Source organism: Nocardia sp. NPDC052254, assembly GCF_040679495.1.
GTDB lineage: Bacteria > Actinomycetota > Actinomycetes > Mycobacteriales > Mycobacteriaceae > Nocardia.
Genome location: NZ_JBFAUW010000007.1, coordinates 80,093 through 97,794 on the forward strand (window position 1 = coordinate 80,093; position 17,702 = coordinate 97,794).

18 protein-coding genes are annotated in these 17,702 nt (G+C 68.3%); 9 read left to right on the forward strand and 9 right to left on the reverse strand.

Features of this window, described 5'->3' with window-relative positions; all coding sequences use genetic code 11:
- The first annotated feature begins 11 nt into the window (after nt 1-11).
- From AB0L57_RS19175 to AB0L57_RS19190, 4 genes are read left to right on the forward strand one after another with little or no spacing between them, the layout of a single operon-like run.
- On the forward strand, nt 12-446 hold the full coding sequence (locus AB0L57_RS19175) for a type VII secretion target (RefSeq protein ID WP_364963701.1): 435 nt from the start codon (nt 12-14) through the stop codon (nt 444-446).
- Nucleotides 439-1,779: a hypothetical protein gene (locus tag AB0L57_RS19180; protein ID WP_364963703.1), complete on the forward strand. Its 1,341-nt coding sequence runs from the start codon at nt 439-441 to the stop codon at nt 1,777-1,779. The genes AB0L57_RS19175 and AB0L57_RS19180 overlap by 8 nt, the downstream gene beginning before the upstream one ends.
- Before the next feature lie 36 nt (nt 1,780-1,815).
- A complete protein-coding gene (locus AB0L57_RS19185; protein WP_364963705.1) occupies nt 1,816-2,571 on the forward strand; it encodes an ESX secretion-associated protein EspG in 756 nt (251 codons plus the stop codon).
- A gap of 6 nt (nt 2,572-2,577) precedes the next feature.
- A complete protein-coding gene (locus AB0L57_RS19190; protein ID WP_364963707.1) occupies nt 2,578-3,117 on the forward strand; it encodes a gamma carbonic anhydrase family protein in 540 nt (179 codons plus the stop codon).
- Nucleotides 3,118-3,135: 18 nt separating this feature from the next.
- On the opposite strand, the gene AB0L57_RS19195 is transcribed toward AB0L57_RS19190, so the two are convergent.
- Together AB0L57_RS19195 and AB0L57_RS19200 are read right to left on the reverse strand one after the other, a co-directional pair.
- Complete coding sequence (locus AB0L57_RS19195; protein WP_364963710.1) at nt 3,136-3,780, reverse strand: phosphoribosyltransferase family protein; 645 nt, start codon at nt 3,778-3,780, stop codon at nt 3,136-3,138.
- A gap of 12 nt (nt 3,781-3,792) precedes the next feature.
- Nucleotides 3,793-4,650: a carbon-nitrogen hydrolase family protein gene (locus AB0L57_RS19200; RefSeq protein ID WP_364964286.1), complete on the reverse strand. Its 858-nt coding sequence runs from the start codon at nt 4,648-4,650 to the stop codon at nt 3,793-3,795.
- Between the two features lie 289 nt (nt 4,651-4,939).
- Between AB0L57_RS19200 and AB0L57_RS19205 the strand changes: the two genes are divergently transcribed.
- A complete protein-coding gene (locus tag AB0L57_RS19205) occupies nt 4,940-6,862 on the forward strand; it encodes a DEAD/DEAH box helicase (RefSeq protein WP_364963713.1) in 1,923 nt (640 codons plus the stop codon).
- Here the strand turns inward: AB0L57_RS19205 and AB0L57_RS19210 are convergent.
- A complete protein-coding gene (locus tag AB0L57_RS19210) occupies nt 6,859-7,509 on the reverse strand; it encodes a class I SAM-dependent methyltransferase (RefSeq protein ID WP_364963716.1) in 651 nt (216 codons plus the stop codon). The two genes, AB0L57_RS19205 and AB0L57_RS19210, sit on opposite strands and share 4 nt — an antisense overlap.
- 524 nt (nt 7,510-8,033) lie before the next feature.
- Here AB0L57_RS19210 and AB0L57_RS19215 point away from each other — a divergent pair.
- A complete protein-coding gene (locus tag AB0L57_RS19215) occupies nt 8,034-9,206 on the forward strand; it encodes an acyl-CoA dehydrogenase family protein (RefSeq protein WP_364963718.1) in 1,173 nt (390 codons plus the stop codon).
- A 9-nt stretch (nt 9,207-9,215) separates the two neighbouring features.
- Nucleotides 9,216-10,349, forward strand: coding sequence for an acyl-CoA dehydrogenase family protein (locus AB0L57_RS19220; RefSeq protein ID WP_364963721.1), 1,134 nt, complete (start codon nt 9,216-9,218; stop codon nt 10,347-10,349).
- A gap of 79 nt (nt 10,350-10,428) precedes the next feature.
- On the opposite strand, the gene AB0L57_RS19225 is transcribed toward AB0L57_RS19220, so the two are convergent.
- Nucleotides 10,429-11,007 carry a hypothetical protein gene (locus AB0L57_RS19225; protein WP_364963723.1) on the reverse strand — a complete coding sequence of 193 codons (579 nt, stop codon included), beginning with the start codon at nt 11,005-11,007 and terminating at the stop codon, nt 10,429-10,431.
- A 284-nt stretch (nt 11,008-11,291) separates the two neighbouring features.
- On the opposite strand from AB0L57_RS19225, the gene AB0L57_RS19230 reads away from it, so the two are divergent.
- Nucleotides 11,292-11,543: a hypothetical protein gene (locus AB0L57_RS19230; RefSeq protein ID WP_364963725.1), complete on the forward strand. Its 252-nt coding sequence runs from the start codon at nt 11,292-11,294 to the stop codon at nt 11,541-11,543.
- A gap of 123 nt (nt 11,544-11,666) precedes the next feature.
- Here the strand turns inward: AB0L57_RS19230 and AB0L57_RS19235 are convergent, their stop codons facing one another.
- Nucleotides 11,667-12,104 carry an SgcJ/EcaC family oxidoreductase gene (locus tag AB0L57_RS19235; protein WP_364963726.1) on the reverse strand — a complete coding sequence of 146 codons (438 nt, stop codon included), beginning with the start codon at nt 12,102-12,104 and terminating at the stop codon, nt 11,667-11,669.
- A gap of 54 nt (nt 12,105-12,158) precedes the next feature.
- Nucleotides 12,159-13,727, reverse strand: coding sequence for an FAD-dependent monooxygenase (locus AB0L57_RS19240; RefSeq protein ID WP_364963728.1), 1,569 nt, complete (start codon nt 13,725-13,727; stop codon nt 12,159-12,161).
- A 39-nt stretch (nt 13,728-13,766) separates the two neighbouring features.
- On the opposite strand from AB0L57_RS19240, the gene AB0L57_RS19245 reads away from it, so the two are divergent.
- The gene (locus tag AB0L57_RS19245; RefSeq protein ID WP_364963731.1) at nt 13,767-14,510 is read left to right on the forward strand and encodes a TetR/AcrR family transcriptional regulator; all 744 of its coding nucleotides are present in this window, start codon (nt 13,767-13,769) and stop codon (nt 14,508-14,510) included.
- Here the strand turns inward: AB0L57_RS19245 and AB0L57_RS19250 are convergent, their stop codons facing one another.
- From AB0L57_RS19250 to AB0L57_RS19260, 3 genes are read right to left on the reverse strand one after another with little or no spacing between them, the layout of a single operon-like run.
- Nucleotides 14,511-15,452 (reverse strand): hydroxymethylglutaryl-CoA lyase, encoded by a 942-nt coding sequence (locus AB0L57_RS19250; RefSeq protein ID WP_364963733.1) that lies wholly within the window; start codon nt 15,450-15,452, stop codon nt 14,511-14,513. It lies immediately after the preceding gene.
- A complete protein-coding gene (locus AB0L57_RS19255) occupies nt 15,452-16,660 on the reverse strand; it encodes a CaiB/BaiF CoA-transferase family protein (RefSeq protein WP_364963735.1) in 1,209 nt (402 codons plus the stop codon). Before AB0L57_RS19255 ends, AB0L57_RS19250 begins: the two co-directional genes overlap by 1 nt.
- A gap of 32 nt (nt 16,661-16,692) precedes the next feature.
- Nucleotides 16,693-17,622 carry a TauD/TfdA family dioxygenase gene (locus AB0L57_RS19260; RefSeq protein ID WP_364963738.1) on the reverse strand — a complete coding sequence of 310 codons (930 nt, stop codon included), beginning with the start codon at nt 17,620-17,622 and terminating at the stop codon, nt 16,693-16,695.
- Between the last annotated feature and the right edge of the window lie 80 nt (nt 17,623-17,702).

Consider the following 17,702-nt stretch of genomic DNA (forward strand, 5'->3'; position numbering starts at 1 on the left):
GGGGGGCCGCGATGCAAACACACGAGGCCGGAGATCTGCGCACCGATGTCGGTGCACTGGCGCAGGCGGTCGAGGACGGTCGGCTCTGGATCGACGGCGTACTCGTCGGCGACGGGACGCACGAGCGCTGCGCGCGCCGCTACGAGGCGCTCGCCGACCAGATCGAGCAGCAGATCCGGGCATTGGCTCCGGCCGCCGCGTTGCCGGGCTTCGGCGGTTTCGAATCCGGTGCGGCGCTGCGCAACGGATTCGAGGGCAAGGCCGCCGACGCGGTCGAACGGTTGCGGGAATATGCCGATGCCGCACGGCAATTCGCGCAGACCCTGCGGGCCGCGGCGACCGCCTACGCCCAGCACGATTCCGATTCCGCCGACGCTCTCGCGCGCACCGTGCCGCCCGCGGTCACAGTGCGGCCGTCGCCGACGGCGGGGGTGACTCATGCATAGGATCAGCGGGAACGGGACGCCGCCGCCCGAGGGGCACACCGATCCGGACTACGCGCCCACCGTCGAGGTGTTCGACAACCTCACCCATGCCGATATCCAGCGTGGCGTGCTGGAACTCAGGCCCGAGGTGCTGACGCAGGGCAGGCAGGCATGGCAGGGGTCGGCGGCCGGTGTGGCCGAGGCCGTGCAGTCGGCGCATGCGGAGATCCGCGGTGCCATCGCGGACGGCTGGCGCGGTGGAGCGGCCCAACTGGCCGCCGATGCCGTCACCGCCTTCGAGCGGCTGGGCCAGCAGCTGTCGGATGTGATGGCAGTGGTCGGTCAGCGGCTCGGACAGGCCAACGACGCGGCCGAGACACTACGTGCCACCGTGTCGCAGCAGAGCGCCGTCACACCGAATCTGGAAGCGGCTCTGCTGGATCCCAAACAGGCCACCATGAACGCCGCGCTGCAGAAGAGCACCGAGAATCTGCGTCAGGACGCGGTCCGGGTGATGGAAACCGTCTACGCGGGCGTCTTCCTGCGCACCGGGGACAGTGTGCCCGCCTTCTCCGAGGGCAGTATGTATCCGGATCCGCGGGTCGCGCCTCCGGAGCCGACCGCACCCGGTGGCGGCAGCGCTGACCTGGTCGGTGATGCCACCACGCCGAAGGTGCTGCCCACCACCGATGTTCGGCCGGACGCCGAGCCCGCGGATGGGCGCGATGATTCCGGCCGGCCCGGCACCGACGCTCCCGTGGCGGTGACTCCGGCGGCCGCACCGGCTCCGGCCGCTGCCGTCCCCGTGGTCCCATCGCCCGTTCCCACTGCCACTGCCACTGCCGCCGTCGCCCCCGTCGCGGCGGTACCCGGTGAGTCCGCGATGCCGGTCTCGAATCCGGTTGTGCCACAGCCGAACGCTCCTTCCGCGTCGGCTCTCGCCGAGCCGTCGGCCGCCGTTCCCACGGCCGCCGCGGGACGGGTGACCCCGGCCGCCGCGACCGGCACCGCACCGGCCTCGAATTCACCGAACTCCGAGCACGACAAGCGCGACGACCACGATCAGGACCACGGCCCGAGCGGCGATGCGGTGTCCGGTATGGGGGCCGGCGTCATGGGTGGCCTGGCCGGTGGGGCGTTCGCCGCGGGTGATGCCGTGCGCCAGGGGCCGTCCGGTCCGGTCGCGGTGAAACCGCCCCACCACGAGGACGACGAGTACGAGGACGAGGACTACTACGCCGAGTTCGAGGAGGAGCCGACCTTCCTCGAGCCGGCCGAACCCGGTGGCGAGCTGGTCGGCCGGATGGAGCCGACCACCCCACCCGTTCTGGGGGAATGGTCCGAGAATGACTGAGCGCCGGGCGATCCGGGGCCGGGTGGTCCGGGCGCGGTGAGATGGACACTGACGCCCGATCAGTTCGCATTGGCCTGGCAGCGTATCGACGGTGACCGTATTCCGTATCCGCTCGCGGTGCGGCTGTCGGCCCGCGACAGTGTGGAGCGCGCGGCACAGCTGCCCGCCCTGACCGAATGGTCCGACACCTGCCTGGATCCCGATCTGGAGGCGGCGTTGCGGATCCTGGCCCGTCCGGCCGTTCTGATCGAGGTCTTCGGGGAGCAGGGCGCCGATGCGGCCCATCCGGTTCGGGTGCTGGGCGCCGCCTCGGGGCAGGTCACCGTGGTCGCTGCCCAGCGCCACGGCACCGCCGCCGATCGGGGCGGTGATGTCCGGTTGTTCGTCGGCAATGCGACATCGTTCGCGGCACGGGTGATTTCGCTGCTTCCGGAGAATGTCCCGGGTTCCCAGCCGCGCCGGACGGCGCCGCTGGACCGGGTGCGCGAGGACAGCCGGGATCTGGTCACGGTGCCGGTCTCGGGGCCGTCGACCACCGCGCGGATGCGGCGACTGCTCAAACAGCCGCGCGACGGAATCGGCCAGATCGTCGTCTCGGCTCGCCGCGCGGACGACAGCATGCGGCCGCTGGCGGTGTTGTGCTGGCTGGATGTCGTGGACGACGGCCGCTACGTCGTGCGCACCCGCAAGGACGTCGACATTCTCGGCGTCACGGCGGAAACCTTCGCCGCCCAGCTACGTCCGATCGTCACCGCCGCGGAACGGCTGGTCGCCGACAACAACGAATGGTGAGAACCCGTGCCCTGCTTCGAATTCGAAGGTAAACGTCCCCAGGTGGATCCCACCGCGTTCATCGCGCCCACCGCGACCCTCATCGGCGATGTGCGCGTCGAGGCGCGGGCCTCGATCTGGTACGGCGCGGTGCTGCGCGCCGATCTGGCCCCGATCATCGTCCGTGCGGGTGCGAATGTGCAGGACAACAGCGTTGTCCACACCGCACCCGAGGTTCCCGTCGAGATTGGAGCGGGTGCCACGATCGCGCACAGCGTGGTGCTGCACGGCGCCAGCGTCGGGCCCGAGGCGATGGTCGGCAACGGCGCCACCGTCCTGGATCTGGCCACGATCGGCGCCGGTTCCATGATCGCCGCGCACTCGCTGGTCCAGCCCGGAGCCGAGATTCCCGAGGGGGTGCTGGCGGTGGGTTCGCCGGCCCGGGTCAAGGGGCCACTCGCCGGTACCCAGGCCGAGGAGTGGGTCAGGATCAACCCCGGTTACTACGCCGAACTCGGCCGCCGGCATCGGGAGTCGATCATCGAGATCGATTCGGCCACCGACTGATTCGATGATTCCGGCCGGTCAGTGCGTCGATTCGCCGGGTGTGCACAGCGCGGAGAGCATCTCTTCGTCGTCGAGCTGATGGAAATCGCGATAGGCCCCGCCGACACCACCCATCATCCGGGGTATCAGCGGGCACACCGTCTCCTGTGCCAGGGCGCGCACCCGGTCCACCGCCTCGGCCGAGGCCACCGGCACCGCCACGGTGATCCGGCGGGGACGGCAACCCTGGGCCACCCGGCACGCCGCCGCCATGGTCGCGCCCGTGGCCATCCCGTCGTCGACGATCACCGTGGTCCGATCGCGCAGCGACTGCCGGGGCACCCGGGCCCGGATCATGTCCTGGCGCCGTGACAGCTCCGCGCGTTCGGTGGCCTCCACGGCCGCGATCCGATCGCTGCGCACCCGCGTCTGCCGCACCACATCGTCGTTGAGAACCCGTACGCCGTCCTCGCCGATCGCCCCCATCGCCAGTTCGGGCTGCCACGGCACGCCCAGTTTGCGCACCAGCAATACATCCAGATCCCCGCCGATGACCTCGCGCACCGCGGCGGCGACCGGAACCCCACCGCGCGGCAGCCCCAGCACGAGCGGATGCCACGCCCGCAGGTGCAGTAACGACTCACCCAGCGTGCGCCCGGCCGACCACCGATCCGGATAGATCATGGTGGTCTCAGTCTATGGTTCGATGGTGAATCTGCGCAGGCTCAGACTGGGGTTGGTGGTGCGGATCTGCCGCAGATGATCGAGGTCGATGCGACTGGTGGCGATACCGTCGGCGTCACCGAGCTCGGCCAGCAGAGCACCGGCCGGGTCGATGATCATCGACGCGCCCGCGCCGCGGGGCGCGCAGTGGTCCGCGGCGGCCACATAGACCGTGTTCTCGATCGCCCGGGCCCGCAGCAGCGTGGTCCACTGATCCAGCTTCCCGGGGCCCGGAATCCATTGCGCCGGAAGCAACAACACGTGCGCACCGGCCGCGGCCACGCGGCGGCAGCTCTCCGGGAACCGCAGATCGAAACAGGTCTGCAGGCCGAAGCTCACCCCGTCGACGGTGAATGTCGCGGGCGCCTCGAGGGGGCCCGGCGCCACCACCTCCGATTCACGGAAGCCGAACGCGTCGTAGAGGTGCACCTTGCGATACACCGCGGCGAATTCGGCATCGGGAGCGGCGGCGACCAGGGTGTTGTAGACCCGGTCGGTATCCGTACCACCGGCCGACTCGACCACACCGGCCACCACGTGCACCCCGAATTCGGCCGCGAGTCCGCGCAATTCGCTCACCCACGTGCCGGTGATCGGTTCCGCCGCCGCCACCACCCGCTGGTCCAGCCGCTTCACCGCGAACATCGAGTATTCCGGCGCCACCACCACTTTCGCACCCAGCTCGGCGGCGGCGCGAACATGTCCGCGCAGTGCCGTCAGATTCGCCGCCTTGTCGGTGTAGGGCCCGAACTGCACGACCGCGATGTCGACCGGACGCGGTGGTTCGGACGCGGCGGCCGGTTGCGCCGCGGGCCGTTCCTCGAGACCCACTGTGGACGCGTGGACGGGTCGCCCGGCCTCGAGGGTGGCCGAGTAGCCGACCACGATTCCGGCGGTCGATCCGGTGCCGGGAGACGGTTCGGAGGTGTCGGGTTCGTCACTCGCCGGCGGATCCACGACGGGCGAGGAGTCCGGCTCTGCGGGCGCAGATGCGGTGGGCCGCAGGGTTTCGGCGGATTCCGGAACGGCTCGCGAGGGCGGCTGCTGCGGTTGCATACGTCTCACCGTATTGGCCCGATGGTCCGGGCGGCCAGCGTGAGGCATTAAACTGCTGGTCAATATGAACAACTCATCGGTCGACAGCGTACCCAGCGGCGGGGACGACAGGCCCGAAGGCGCAGACGAGCGCAACCAAGAAGGTCCCGCGGACGCCGCCACCGGGTACCGCGACGAGAGTGCGGTGCCCGCCGAGGCCACCGTGTCCGGATCGGACGCGGTCGCCGCGTCGGTGTCCGGCAGCGCCACCTCCGAGAGCACCACCTCCGAGCCGTCGTTCGCCGATCTCGGCATCGACGACCGGCTGCTCGCGGCCATCGCCGATGTGGGTTACGAGTCGCCGTCGCCGATTCAGGCCGCCACCATTCCGCCGCTGTTGTCGGGCGCCGATGTCGTCGGTCTCGCCCAGACCGGTACCGGTAAGACCGCGGCCTTCGCCATCCCGATCCTGATGGGCCTGGACAAGCGGCCGAAGCCGCCGCAGGCGCTGGTGCTCGCACCCACCCGCGAGCTGGCGATCCAGGTCGCCGAGGCATTCGGCCGGTACTCGGCGCATCTGCCCGGGGTTCACGTCCTGCCGATCTACGGCGGCCAGAACTACGCGGTGCAGTTGCAAGGATTGCGGCGCGGCGCGCAGGTCGTCGTCGGAACACCGGGCCGTGTCATCGACCATCTCGAACGCGGCACCCTCGACCTGACCGAGCTGCGGTATCTGGTCCTCGACGAGGCCGACGAGATGCTGAAGATGGGCTTCCAAGAGGATGTGGAGCGCATTCTGCGTGACACTCCGCGGGAGAAGCAGGTCGCGCTGTTCTCGGCGACGATGCCCTCGGTGATCCGCAAGATCTCCAAGCAGTATCTGAAGGATCCGGTCGAGATCACGGTCAAGTCCAAGACCTCGACCAACACCAATATCACCCAGCGCTGGGTGCACGTCTCCTACCAGCGCAAACTCGACGCACTGACCCGTATTCTCGAGGTCGAGCCGTTCGAGGCCATGATCATCTTCGTGCGCACCAAGCAGGCCACCGAGGAACTGGCCGAGAAGTTGCGCTCACGTGGTTACTCGGCCGCTGCCATCAACGGTGACATCGCGCAGAATCAGCGCGAACGCACCATCGGTCAGCTGAAGTCCGGCACCCTGGACATCCTGGTCGCCACCGATGTGGCCGCGCGCGGACTCGATGTCGACCGCATCTCGCATGTGGTCAACTACGACATTCCGCACGACACCGAGTCCTATGTGCACCGCATCGGCCGCACCGGCCGTGCCGGTCGCACGGGTGAGGCGCTGTTGTTCGTCGCCCCCCGCGAGCGGCGCCTGCTCGACGCCATCGAACGCGCCACCCGCCAGCCGTTGACCGAGATGCAGCTGCCCAGCGTCGACGATGTGAACGCCCAGCGTGTGGTCAAGTTCCACGATGCGATCACCGAGAATCTGGCATCGCCGAATCTCGCGCTGTTCCGCAAGCTCATCGAGGACTACGAGGCCGAGCACAACATCCCGCTGGCCGATATCGCCGCCGCCCTGGCGATCGGTGGCCACGACGGCGAGAACTTCTTCATGGAGCCCGAGGCCGAGCCGATCCGCCCGCCTCGCCGGGAGCGCGCTCCCCGCGAGGACCGCGAGCGCCGGTCCGAAGGCCCGCAGCGGCACCGCGCCAGCGGTGCGGACATGGCGACCTACCGAATCGCGGTCGGCAAACGCCACCGCGTCGTCCCCGGTGCGATCGTCGGCGCCATCGCCAACGAGGGCGGGCTGCGCCGCAGCGATTTCGGTCATATCAGCATCCGGCCGGACCACAGCCTGGTGGAGCTCCCCGCCGATCTGTCCTCGGAGACCCTGGACGCCTTGCGCCGCACCCGGATCAGCGGGGTGCTGATCCAGCTGCAGCTGGATCAGGGCCCGCCGTCGCATCGCCCCATGACCCGTGGTCCGCGCCGGGAGGGCGGTCGCAAGCACGACCGCCGCAAGCCCCGCAGTTAGTCGCGCGCGGCCGCAGCGCGGGTCAGTCGCCACACATTGTCGGCGCGGGTGCCCTCGCGGCCATCGGGTGCGGTGATCGGGCGTTCCACCGCTTCCAGTGTGGCCGGGGTCCAGTCGTCGGACAGGTTCAGCCCGCTCAGCACCCCATCGCGGGTGGGGAATTCGGCGTCGAAGGGGTACTCCTGCGGCGTCATCCAGGTCGGCCAGCCGGCGTGCATCACGATCAGCAGGGTGCCGCCGGGTGCCACGGCCTCGGCAGCACGGCGCAGCACCCCGTCCTGATCCAGGGCCACCGGTGACTGCAGGAACTGGGCATTGACCAGATCGAAACTGCCGTCCGGGAAACTGGCACCGAGTTCGTGGCGCTGCCAGGTGACCCGATCGGCCACACCGGCCTGTTCGGCGTGCACGGCGGCGCGGCTCAATGCGGTCGCGGAGATGTCCACGCCGGTCACTTGCCAGCCCTGTTCGGCCAGCCAGACCGCGTCGGCACCTTCACCGCACCCCAGATCGAGGGCTCGTCCGGGACGCAGGCCGGTCGTCTCGCGGACCAGCAGCGGATTGGGGTTGCCGCTCCAGATCCGGTCGCTGTCGCGGTAGCGCTGTTCCCAGAACAGGGCGGGTTCGGTGGGGGATGTGGCTGACATGGAACTCCTTGTCGCGGATGGTCGTGGGCCTGGATCGGCACCCGATCCGAGGATGGCCCGGCGATTGCGGATCGGGCCAGATTTTTTGCGGATTCGGCAACGAGCTGCCGCACCGGGAGCGCCCGGCGACGAGCCGGTGCCCGGCATCGGCACAGCGGTGGCGACACCGGTTCGGTCTCCCACGCCCATGCCCGCCCGGCCACGCCGTCGCCGGATATCGGTACCGCCGGGTGACGCCGCCATCACCGGCCGCGGGGTCGGCCCGCCGTGTCGCGCGTGTGGCCGATGCCGGCGAAGCCCGCCCAGCAGATGCGAATTGATATTAACTTAGCGAATTCTCGGAGGAACGTCGCTGGGTGCGCCCTTTTCGCGACAACCTAGCGGTTCCTGGTTGTTACCGATCGGTATCCGGTCTGTCGTGATCGAGGTATTTCGCGCGATTCGTCGTTTATGATCCGGTCGACGATCGGTTCGGATCGAGGCGTAGATTCGGTTCGGACCTACGAATACGGTGGGAGATGCCCATGAAACTTGCCCTGTCACCCGACGAGGTGGCCTTCCGGGACGATCTGCGTGCGTTTTTTCGGACCGAGATTCCGGCCGAGATCCGGGACAAGGTCAAAAACGGCCGGGAACTTTCCCGCGACGACATAGTCACCGCCCATAAACTGCTGCACGGCAAGGGAATCGCGGTGCCGAAGTGGCCGGCGGCGTGGGGTGGCCAGGACTGGACCTCCATGCAGCGCCACATCTGGGAAGACGAGATGCAGCTGGCCTGCGTGCCCGAGCCGTTGACCTTCAACGCGAACATGATCGGCCCGGTGATCGCGCAGTTCGGTTCCGAGGAACTCAAGCAGCGTTTCCTCCCGCCGACCGCGGCGCTGGACATCTGGTGGTGTCAGGGCTTTTCCGAGCCGGACGCCGGTTCCGATCTCGCCTCGCTGCGCACCACCGCCGTGCGCGACGGCGATTCCTACATCGTCAACGGGCAGAAGATCTGGACCACGCTGGCTCAGTACGCCGATTGGATCTTCTGCCTGGTACGCACCGATCCGAATGCGCCGAAGAAGCAGGCCGGCATCTCCATGCTGCTGTTCGATGTGAATTCACCCGGGGTCACGGTGCGCCCGATCAAGCTGATCGACGGACACCACGAGGTGAACGAGGTCTTCTTCGAGAATGTGCGGGTTCCCGCCGATCAGCTGGTCGGCGAGGAGAACATGGGCTGGACCTACGCCAAGTTCCTGCTCGGCAACGAGCGTACCGGTATCGCCGGGGTCGGCCGCACCAAAGTGGTGGTCGAGACCGCCAAAGAACATGCGGCGCAGATCAAGTCGGGGTCGGGCACGCTGCTCGAGGATCCGGTGTTCGCCTCGCGGGTGGCGGAGCTGGAGAACGAACTGCTCGCGCTGGAGCTGACGCTGTTGCGCGTGGTGGCCAATTCGGCCGAGGGTAAACCGAATCCGGTCTCGTCGGTGCTGAAGTTGCGGGGTACCGAACTGCAGCAGGCGGCCACCGAGTTGATGCTCGATGTCGCCGGCCCGGACGCCGTCCCGGTGGCCGCGGCCGATATCGCCGCACCCGATTGGGCGCAGCGCACCGGTCCCACCTATCTGAACTTCCGCAAGACCAGCATCTACGGAGGCTCGAACGAGGTGCAGCGCACCATCATCGCCTCCACCATCCTCGGATTGTGAGGCGCAGCCATGGATTTCGATCTCACCGATGAACAGGTCATGCTGCGCGACACGGTGCGTGATCTGCTGGCCCGTACCTACGATGCGGAGAACCGGCTGAAGGTGCTCGACACCGATCTCGGCTGGAGCCGCGAAGTCTGGTCGCAGCTGGCCGAATTGGGTGTGCTGGGACTGAGTTTCAGCGAGGACGACGGCGGTGTCGGCGCGGGCCCCGTGGAGACGATGGTCGTCATGGAGGAGGTCGGGCGCGCTCTGGCACCCGAGCCGCTGCTGGACGCGGTGCTGCTGCCGGGTGGCCTCGTCGCCGCACTGGGCACCGCCGAACAGCGCCGGCGCCTCCTTCCCGCGGTGACCGGCGGTACCCGGCTGCTGGCTTTCGCGCACGACGAGGCCGGTGCGCGCTGGCCGGACCTCGATGTGAGTGCCACCGCCACCGCGGCGGGCGATGATTACCGGATCACCGGCGTGAAAAGCCGGGTGCCGCACGGTGACTGCGCCGACGAACTCGTCGTGACCGCCCGCGCCGACGATGGCACGTTGCGGGTCTTCCTGGTGGCCGCCGACGCCGAGGGAGTCACCCGCACGCCGTACCGGACCTTCGACGAGCGCCGCGGCGCACAGGTCGAATTCGCCTCGGCCCCGGCCGAACCGCTCGGCGGCGCCGAGGCCGGCGACGCCGGTGCGGCGGTCACCGCGGCCGTCGCCACCGCGCAGGCGAGCCTGTGTGCGGAGTCCGTCGGCGCGATGGGCGAGGCGATGCGCCTGACCACCGAATACCTGAAGACGCGCAAGCAGTTCGGGGTCACGCTGTCGAAGTTCCAGACCCTCACTCAGCGGGCCGCGGACATGTATGTCTCCCTGGAACTGGCCCGCAGCATGAGTTACTACGCGACCGCTTCGCTCGGCGAGGGGGCGGTCGACGAGACGGCGCTCTCGCGCGCCCGGCTCCAAGTCGGCCGCGGCGCACGCCATATCGGCCAGGAGGCGGTGCAGATGCACGGCGGTATCGGTATCACCACCGAATATCCGGTGAGTCACTACGTCGCCCGGCTCACCGCCGTCGATCAGACCTTCGGTGGCCGGCGCGAACACCTGGGTGCGCTCAGCCGCCGCGTGGGAGATTACGGACTGGTCGAACTCTGATCCGAACGCACTCCGGAGTGGGTGGCGGTCATCGCGAAATCCGCGGGGCCGCCACCTTTTTCATGACCGGAACGGCCGGTCAATTGTCCTCGTCCGGCTCTGTCGTGGGTGCGGCGTACGGGTCGGCGGGATCGGATTCCTCGACCGAGTGCGGCGTGTGGTGCGGCGATGTGGTCGTGGTGGTGCCGTCGAGCGGATCCCGATCGTAGGGATCGCTGTAGAAGGGATCCGCCGTGCTCGGTGTGGTCGTGGTCGGCGCGAGCGACGGGTAGCTCGGTGCGGAGCTCGTTGTCGTATCGGCCGAGGTCGCGGAGCTCGTTGTCGTATCGGCCGAGGTCGCGGAGGTTGCTGACGTCGCCGAGGTGGTCCGGCGAGGTGGGGTATTGGCGGCCACCCGCCACGACGGCGACGGTGGAATCGCCACCTGGGCAGTCGTCGTGGTGCCGCTGCGTTTGATCGGGGTCGATGCCACCTGTAGATCCGCGGCCAGTGGCGGTGGGGCGACGTAGACGTCCTTGTGGCCGATACCGCATGCTCCGATCAGCACCAAACCGAGCGATACCGCACCGGCGGCGATCGCGGGACCCGCCACCTTCATATTCAGGCGGTCCGGGATGTCCGGATCGGCGTCATCCCCCCTGCCCGCCCTGTTGTTCATGGATGTGGTGCTCCCTCAAGCTGTTTCCGAGTGGCCTCACAGTAACCGAGATCCGCCGGGCAGGGCCAGGCGTGCCGATGGCCCGCAAGATACCGAAGAGTAACGTGAAGAGCCATCGTTTCACATATCAACATGGTAACTTTCGGCGTGTTGCGGGCACGTGTCGTGTGGCGTTTCGGTCACGGGCACGTACCGTGTGAGCAGAGTTACAAATGCGACGCGTGTAATTTGCCGGGTGAAACTGACGTTTCGAACGTCTCGGTGGGCGTCATCGAGGAGTAGTGATGGGAGCTTATTCGACATCCCCCACGCGTGCGGTGTCGCGGGGCGATTCGGTCGACGCCGAATCCAGCCGCACCGCATGGTCGATCACAGCCCGCATCGCGGGTTGGTTGATCTTCCTGGGTGGGCTGGTCGGCGCAGTGCTCGGTATCGCGGGCCTGCGTGTCGAAATAACCGTTGCCGGACTGATTCTGGCGTGTACCGCGGGACTGATCCTGCTGAAGTTGCGGGCCGACGGTCACAGATCCGCCTGAGGTTCGGCGGTACGGCGAAAATCCGCATCGGGAAATCGCTGATTCGGCGGCCCTGTCCGTGTGCCGTGGCGCCGCGCCATGTCCGAGCCCGCGGCGCCGGGATCCGTGCTCATCGCCGATGCTTCACGATGTTTGGGCCAGCGGTGATTTCTCCGGGTTCAGGGGCGTGTTCTGGGCTGCGGCGAGCCACCATCGGCCGGCGCGCTGCACCAGGACATACAGCGCCATTTCGGAGAAGGCCGCGGGATCGGTGGCCCGTCGGCGGATCTGGGTGACGACCACGCCGGGCGCGGGACTGTTCGCGGTGACGACTTCGAAGGCAGACGAGGGCGCCACCTGTGCGGTCATCAGCTTGTGGTGGATCGGGTTGAGCTGGTCGTAGCCGATGACGGTGGCGCCGAACGGAGTACCCCAGAGCACATCGGCCGCGAAGGAGTTGTCGTACAGATCGGCATCGCCGGTTTCGCCCGCGCGCTGCAGCTCCGCGGCCAGATGTGCGGCCACCTGCTCGGCGGCGGTGCGTTCGGCGGGGTTGTTCAGGGTGGGGCGCGATGTTGTCATGGCTGACTCCTCGGTGTTGTCGAACTTCTGCTGTGGCCAACCTAGAAGCTCGAGTCAACTCGAGGTCAAGCTCGGGTGATCGACCTCTCGCGGTACCGCGATCGGGCGGCTGCCGCCGAGGATCAGGTCCCAGGCCCGGGCCAGTGCGGCGGTCGGATCCTGCGGTGCGGCCGGCGCCCGCCACGCGATGACCTGGTCCGGGCGGACCAGCAGTGCGCCGGACGGGGTCACCCCCACCGTCGAGCACCAGTCGTGGTCCATGCGAACGATATCGATCGGCCGCGAACCCGGCTGCGGTGCAGGGGCGTCCGGTCCGAGGAGAACGGTGAAATTCGTCCCGATCAGGTCGAGTGTGGATCGGCCGTCGCCGAGGAAACGATGTGGGAGCCGGGTGCCCGGGCGACCGGTCAGGTCCAGATGCGCCATGGTGTGCGGACTTCCGTCGTCGACGAAAGCGCCCGCCGGGTAGCAGGTGCCGAGGATCAGTGCGATCGGATCGGCGAGTGGGGTGCCGTCGGTGGACTCGTGAGCCATGGTGCGCAGATTCGCGGTTCGGATACTCGACTGGTCCGCGATGTACTCCCCGGCCGGGCGGCGTTCGCTGTCGTAGCTGTCCAGCAGGGTGGTGGGTGTGTGACCGCCCAGCACCATCGCGAGCTTCCAGGCCAGATTGTGGCCGTCCTCGATTCCGGTATTCGCACCCGCCGCCGCGTAAGGGGGCATGACATGAGCGGCGTCCCCGGCGAGGAACACTCGCCCCGAGGAGAAACGGTCGGCGACGAACATGCCGGACTCCCAGGGCAATACGCTCAGCACCTCGACCTCGATATCGGCGACGCCGATGGCCTCGCGCAACATGTCGGGCCAAAGATCCACCGGGCGATCCGGTTCCGCCGTACTCATGAACAGCCACCGCCGGGAACCGTCGATGCTGGCGAAAGCTCCTGGGACGCGATCGTTGTCGATCTGGCAGAGATTGAATTCGCGGCCCCGCACCAGCCCCGTGAGATCGGCTCGGAAGTAGACGTTCACCGCACGGCCGAGGGTGCCGCGACCGTGGCGGCCGATGCCCAGATGACGGCGGATCGGGCTGCGGGCGCCATCGGCCGCGATCAGATAGGTGGCCGACAGGGTGCCGACCTCTCCGTCGCCGGTTCGCAGCGTCGCGGTCAGACCCGTTGCGGTCTCGGCGAATTCCACGCATTCGACGTCGAAGCGGATATCGCAGCCCCGTGCCTCGGCCAGTGCGCGCAGTGTGGGCTCCAGTAGATCCTGGGCGCAGAGGCAGGCTGTCGATGGTGTGATCGCGTCCCAGTCCGGGAGGCCGCCGGGCAGTGTGAAGGGGAGCTGCTCGGCCCGCGCGAGTGTCGGCCCCGCGGCCATCGCCTGATATCCGGCCAGCCCCTCCGCGGCCGCCTCGACCTCCGCGGCGATGCCGATCTGCCGGAAAAGCTCCATGGTCCGGATGTTGATGCGGCGCGCCTTGGGCTGGGGTGACGTGGTCGAACGGCGTTCCACCAGCACCGACGGCACGCCGTGATGCTGCAGGAACAGGGCTGCGGTGAGTCCGGTGAGGCCGCCGCCGACGATCAGCACCGGATCGGAGTGTACGTTGTACATCATGTGTACGTTGTACACCGATGGTTGAATTCCGGCAAGGAGGTGAGCAACGTGGCAGACGAGGCACCCGGGCCGCTGATCTGGACCCTGCCGGAACCGCCGGGCAGGCCGACCACGAATCTCAGTCGTGCCGGCATCCTGCGCGCGGCGATGACGATCGCCGATGCCGAAGGTGCCCGCGCGCTGACCATGCGGCGGGTCGCGCAGGCGGTGGGCGCGTCCACCCCGATGTCGCTGTATCGGTATGTGGGCAGTAAGGACGGGCTGGTCGACCTGATGATCGACGCCGTCTATGCCGAGATCCCGCTGACCGAGCCGCCCGCCGGCGAGGCCTGGCGCGCCGGGCTGGATCGGCTGGCACTGGACAGCTGGACCGTGCTCCAGCGCCATCTGTGGTTCGGTGAACTGATCCACACCCGCCCGCCGTTCGGGCCGAATGCGCTGCGCTTCTTCAACTTCCGCTTCGGGCTGTTGGAGCCGCTGGGCCGCTCGGCCGACGACCTGTCGCTGCTGACCGGCGCCGTGGACGGCCATCTGTTCGGCGCCGCGCTGCAGTGGGAACAGGAGCGGCGGATGCGCGCCCGCGTCGGCCTGCACACCGACGCAGAACTGTCCGATGCGGCGAAACCGGTGCTGGAGCCGATACTCACCGGCGAGCGCTACCCGGCCTTCGCCCGCTGGTTCCGCGGCCGTACCGGGGCCGGTCCCGACGATCCGGTGATGTGGACGCTCGGATGTCTGCTGGACGGGCTCACGGCTCGGCTCGGCCTGGACAACGGGGTGTAGTCAGTTTTTCTCGGGCCGGGGCGCGACCCATTCGAAGGCGCGGGCCTCGGAGCGTGCGCCCTCGTCGGTGCGGGAACGATTGGGTTCCCCCAGATCGGTCAGCAGCGTTTCGGTCAGTTCCACCATGGTGGCCAGGGCAGCCGGTGTGAACCAGTCGGGGCGAGTGGCGAACAGCAGATCCTCGCTGGCCGTATTGCCGCTGGCCCCCGGGGCGAACGGGCAGCCGCCCAGTCCACCCAGGGACCCGTCCACGGCGCTCGCGCCCGCGGCGATCGCGGCCAGTGCGTTCGCCACACCCATTCCCCAGGTGTCGTGGCCGTGGAACAGGATGCGGCGCTGCGGGGTTCCGGTGCGGACGGCGGCGACCAGCGCGTGCACCTGCGCGGGATGGGCCTGGCCCAGGGTATCGGCGAGCACGATGTCGGCGGCGCCCTCGGTGCGCGGATCGGCGGCGATGGCCAGTACCCGTGCCGGATCGACCGGGCCGTCGAACGGGCAGGTGAACGAGGTGGCCAGACACAGCTGGATCGAGCCGCCCACCTCCTCGGTCAAGCGGACCGCCTCGGGCATCGCGGCCACGCTGTCCTCGGCGGTGCGGCCGATATTGGCCTTGTTGTGCGCATCCGAGACCGACAGGCAGTACTGGAAGTTGCGGACACCGGCCTCGGCGGCCCGGGCGACCTGCCGTGGAGTGGCCACCCAAACCCAGCAGCGTTGCAGCTCTTCGGGACTCAGTGCGGCGACCACATCCAGGCTGTTGGCCATCGGCGGCACCAGATCCGGGCGCGCCATCGAGCCGATCTCCAGTTCCGGCACGCCGAGTCCGAGCAGGGTGCGCACGATCTCCACCTTGTGGTCGGTGGGCAGTACTTTTCCGGTCAGTTGCAGGCCGTCGCGCAGCGTCACATCGCGCAGGGCGGCCGTGGCGATCGTCTGGCTCATCATCGCTCCAGGGCTTCGATATCGGCATCCGACATTCCCAGCAGCTCCGACAGCACCTCACGTGTGTGTTCGCCGAGGTCCGGGCCGACGGTACCGATGGGCAGTGAGCGGTCGCCGATGACCGGGACGATGCCGGTGAAGGCGACCTCCTTGGGTTCGTCCCCGCCCACATCGACGGGAAAACGCTGAATCATATTGCGTGCCCGGTACTGCTCGTCGTCGACGATATCGGCGGCGGTGTAGATGGGGCCGCACGGAATGGCAGCCTCCTCGAGGACGGCCAGCGCCTGCTCGCGGGTACGGCGCTCGGTCCACTCGGCGATCGCGGCGTCGAGGCGGTCGCGATGGCGCCAGCGTCCGGCATTGTCCTGCAGTTCCGGGTCCTCGGCCAGATCCGGTCGCTCGATCACCTGCATGTAGCGGCGGAAGATTCCGTCGCCGTTGCCGCCGATGATGATGCTGGTGCCGTCGGAACAGGGATAGGCATTACTGGGCGCGATACCCTCCATCCGCCCGCCGACCCGCTGCCGGTTGATGCCGTAGGCCTCGTAGTCGGGGACCAGTGACTCCATCACCGACAGGATCGACTCGTTGAGCGCCACGTCGATGATGCGCTGCGGCAACGGAATCGGCTCGCCGAGCTGTGTGCGCTGGAACAGCGCCAGCACGGTGCCGAAGGCGGCGTACACACCCGCGATCGAATCGCCGATGGAAACACCCACGCGCACGGGTGGCCGGTCCGGATCACCGACCAGTTCGCGCAGGCCGCCGACCGCCTCCGCGACCGCGGCGAAACCCGGACGTTGTGACAGCGGCCCGGTCTGGCCGTAGGCCGAGATACGGGTGATGACCAGGTCCGGGTTGATCTCGTCGAGTACCTCCGGTCCCAGGCCCCATTTCTCCAGCATGCCGGGCCGGAAGTTCTCCAGCAGCACATCGCAGTGCCGGATCAGATCCAGCACGATCGCCCGGCCGGCGTCGGTGCGCAGATCCAGGGTGATGGACTTCTTGTTGCGGTTGACGGTGCGGTAGAGCATCGAGGTGTCGCCGCCGTAGAGGCGCCAATTGCGTAGCTCGTCACCGGTTTTCGGGCGTTCGACCTTGATCACCTCGGCGCCGAAGTCGCCGAGGATGCGGCCCGCCGTGGGCGCCGCGATGTAGTTGCCCAGCTCCAGCACCCGAACGCCGGCCAGCGGTCGAATCTCCATACCCAGATTCAACCACCGGCCGGCGGTGGCGGTCAGGCCGCCCGGGCGACCTCGTCGACGATCGAGTAGTGCTCGGCGTTGCCGGCGACGATCGTGCTGGGACGGCCGTCCACACCCACCGGGACATCTCCGGCCAGCGTGATCCGGGTCAGTTTGCGGTGCTCGGCGCCGTCGTAATCGTCGATCGCGTAGTGCTGAGTCGCGCGGTTGTCCCAGATCGCGACGTCGCCGAGAGACCAGTTCCAGCGCGTGGTGTGCTCGAGCCGGGTCACCCGGTCCTGGAAAAGCCGGAACAGCGCATGTGATTCGTTACCGGTCAGCCCGACGATCTGCTTGACGAAGTGGCCGAGCAGCAGTGCGCGCTCACCGGTCTCCGGGTGGACCCGGACCAGCGGATGTTCGGTCTCGTAGTAGGTCGACTCGAATTCGTCGCGATAGTCCTTGGACCGCTGATTCGGGCGATCCTCCTGGGCCGCGGCGTAGTCGTACTTGTTGGTGTGCACGGCCCGCAGTCCCTCGGCCAGCCGCTTGAGCGAGTCCGGCAGCGAATCGTAGGCGGCGACCGTGGAGGCCCAGGTGGTCGAACCGCCGTAGCTGGGCAGCGTGACCGCCCGCAGAATCGACGCCTTCGGAATCCGGTCGACGAAGGTGACATCGGTGTGCCAGCTGTTGGCCCGGCCGTGCTGGGAATCGATCGCCAGGCTCTTCACACCCTTGGAGGTGACCGTGGGGTGCGGGGTGGTGGGGCTGCCGAGCAACTCGGCGAATTGGTACTGGGTGTCCTCGGTGAGGTGGTGCTGATCGCGGAAGAAGATCACCTTGTGCTCGTTGAGCGCCGCGCGGATGGTCGCGACCGTTTCCGGAGCGAGGTCACCATCCAGCCGGACGCCGTCGATCTGTGCGCCGATATGGGTGCCCAATTGACGTACGGACACGGACTCTGCTGCGTGATCGACTGACATGAGGGGCCTTTCGCTCGAACCTGCTGTGGTTCGAGCACACCATCGCGCCCCCGGCGCGGCCAGGTTTACGGTCAGCGCGA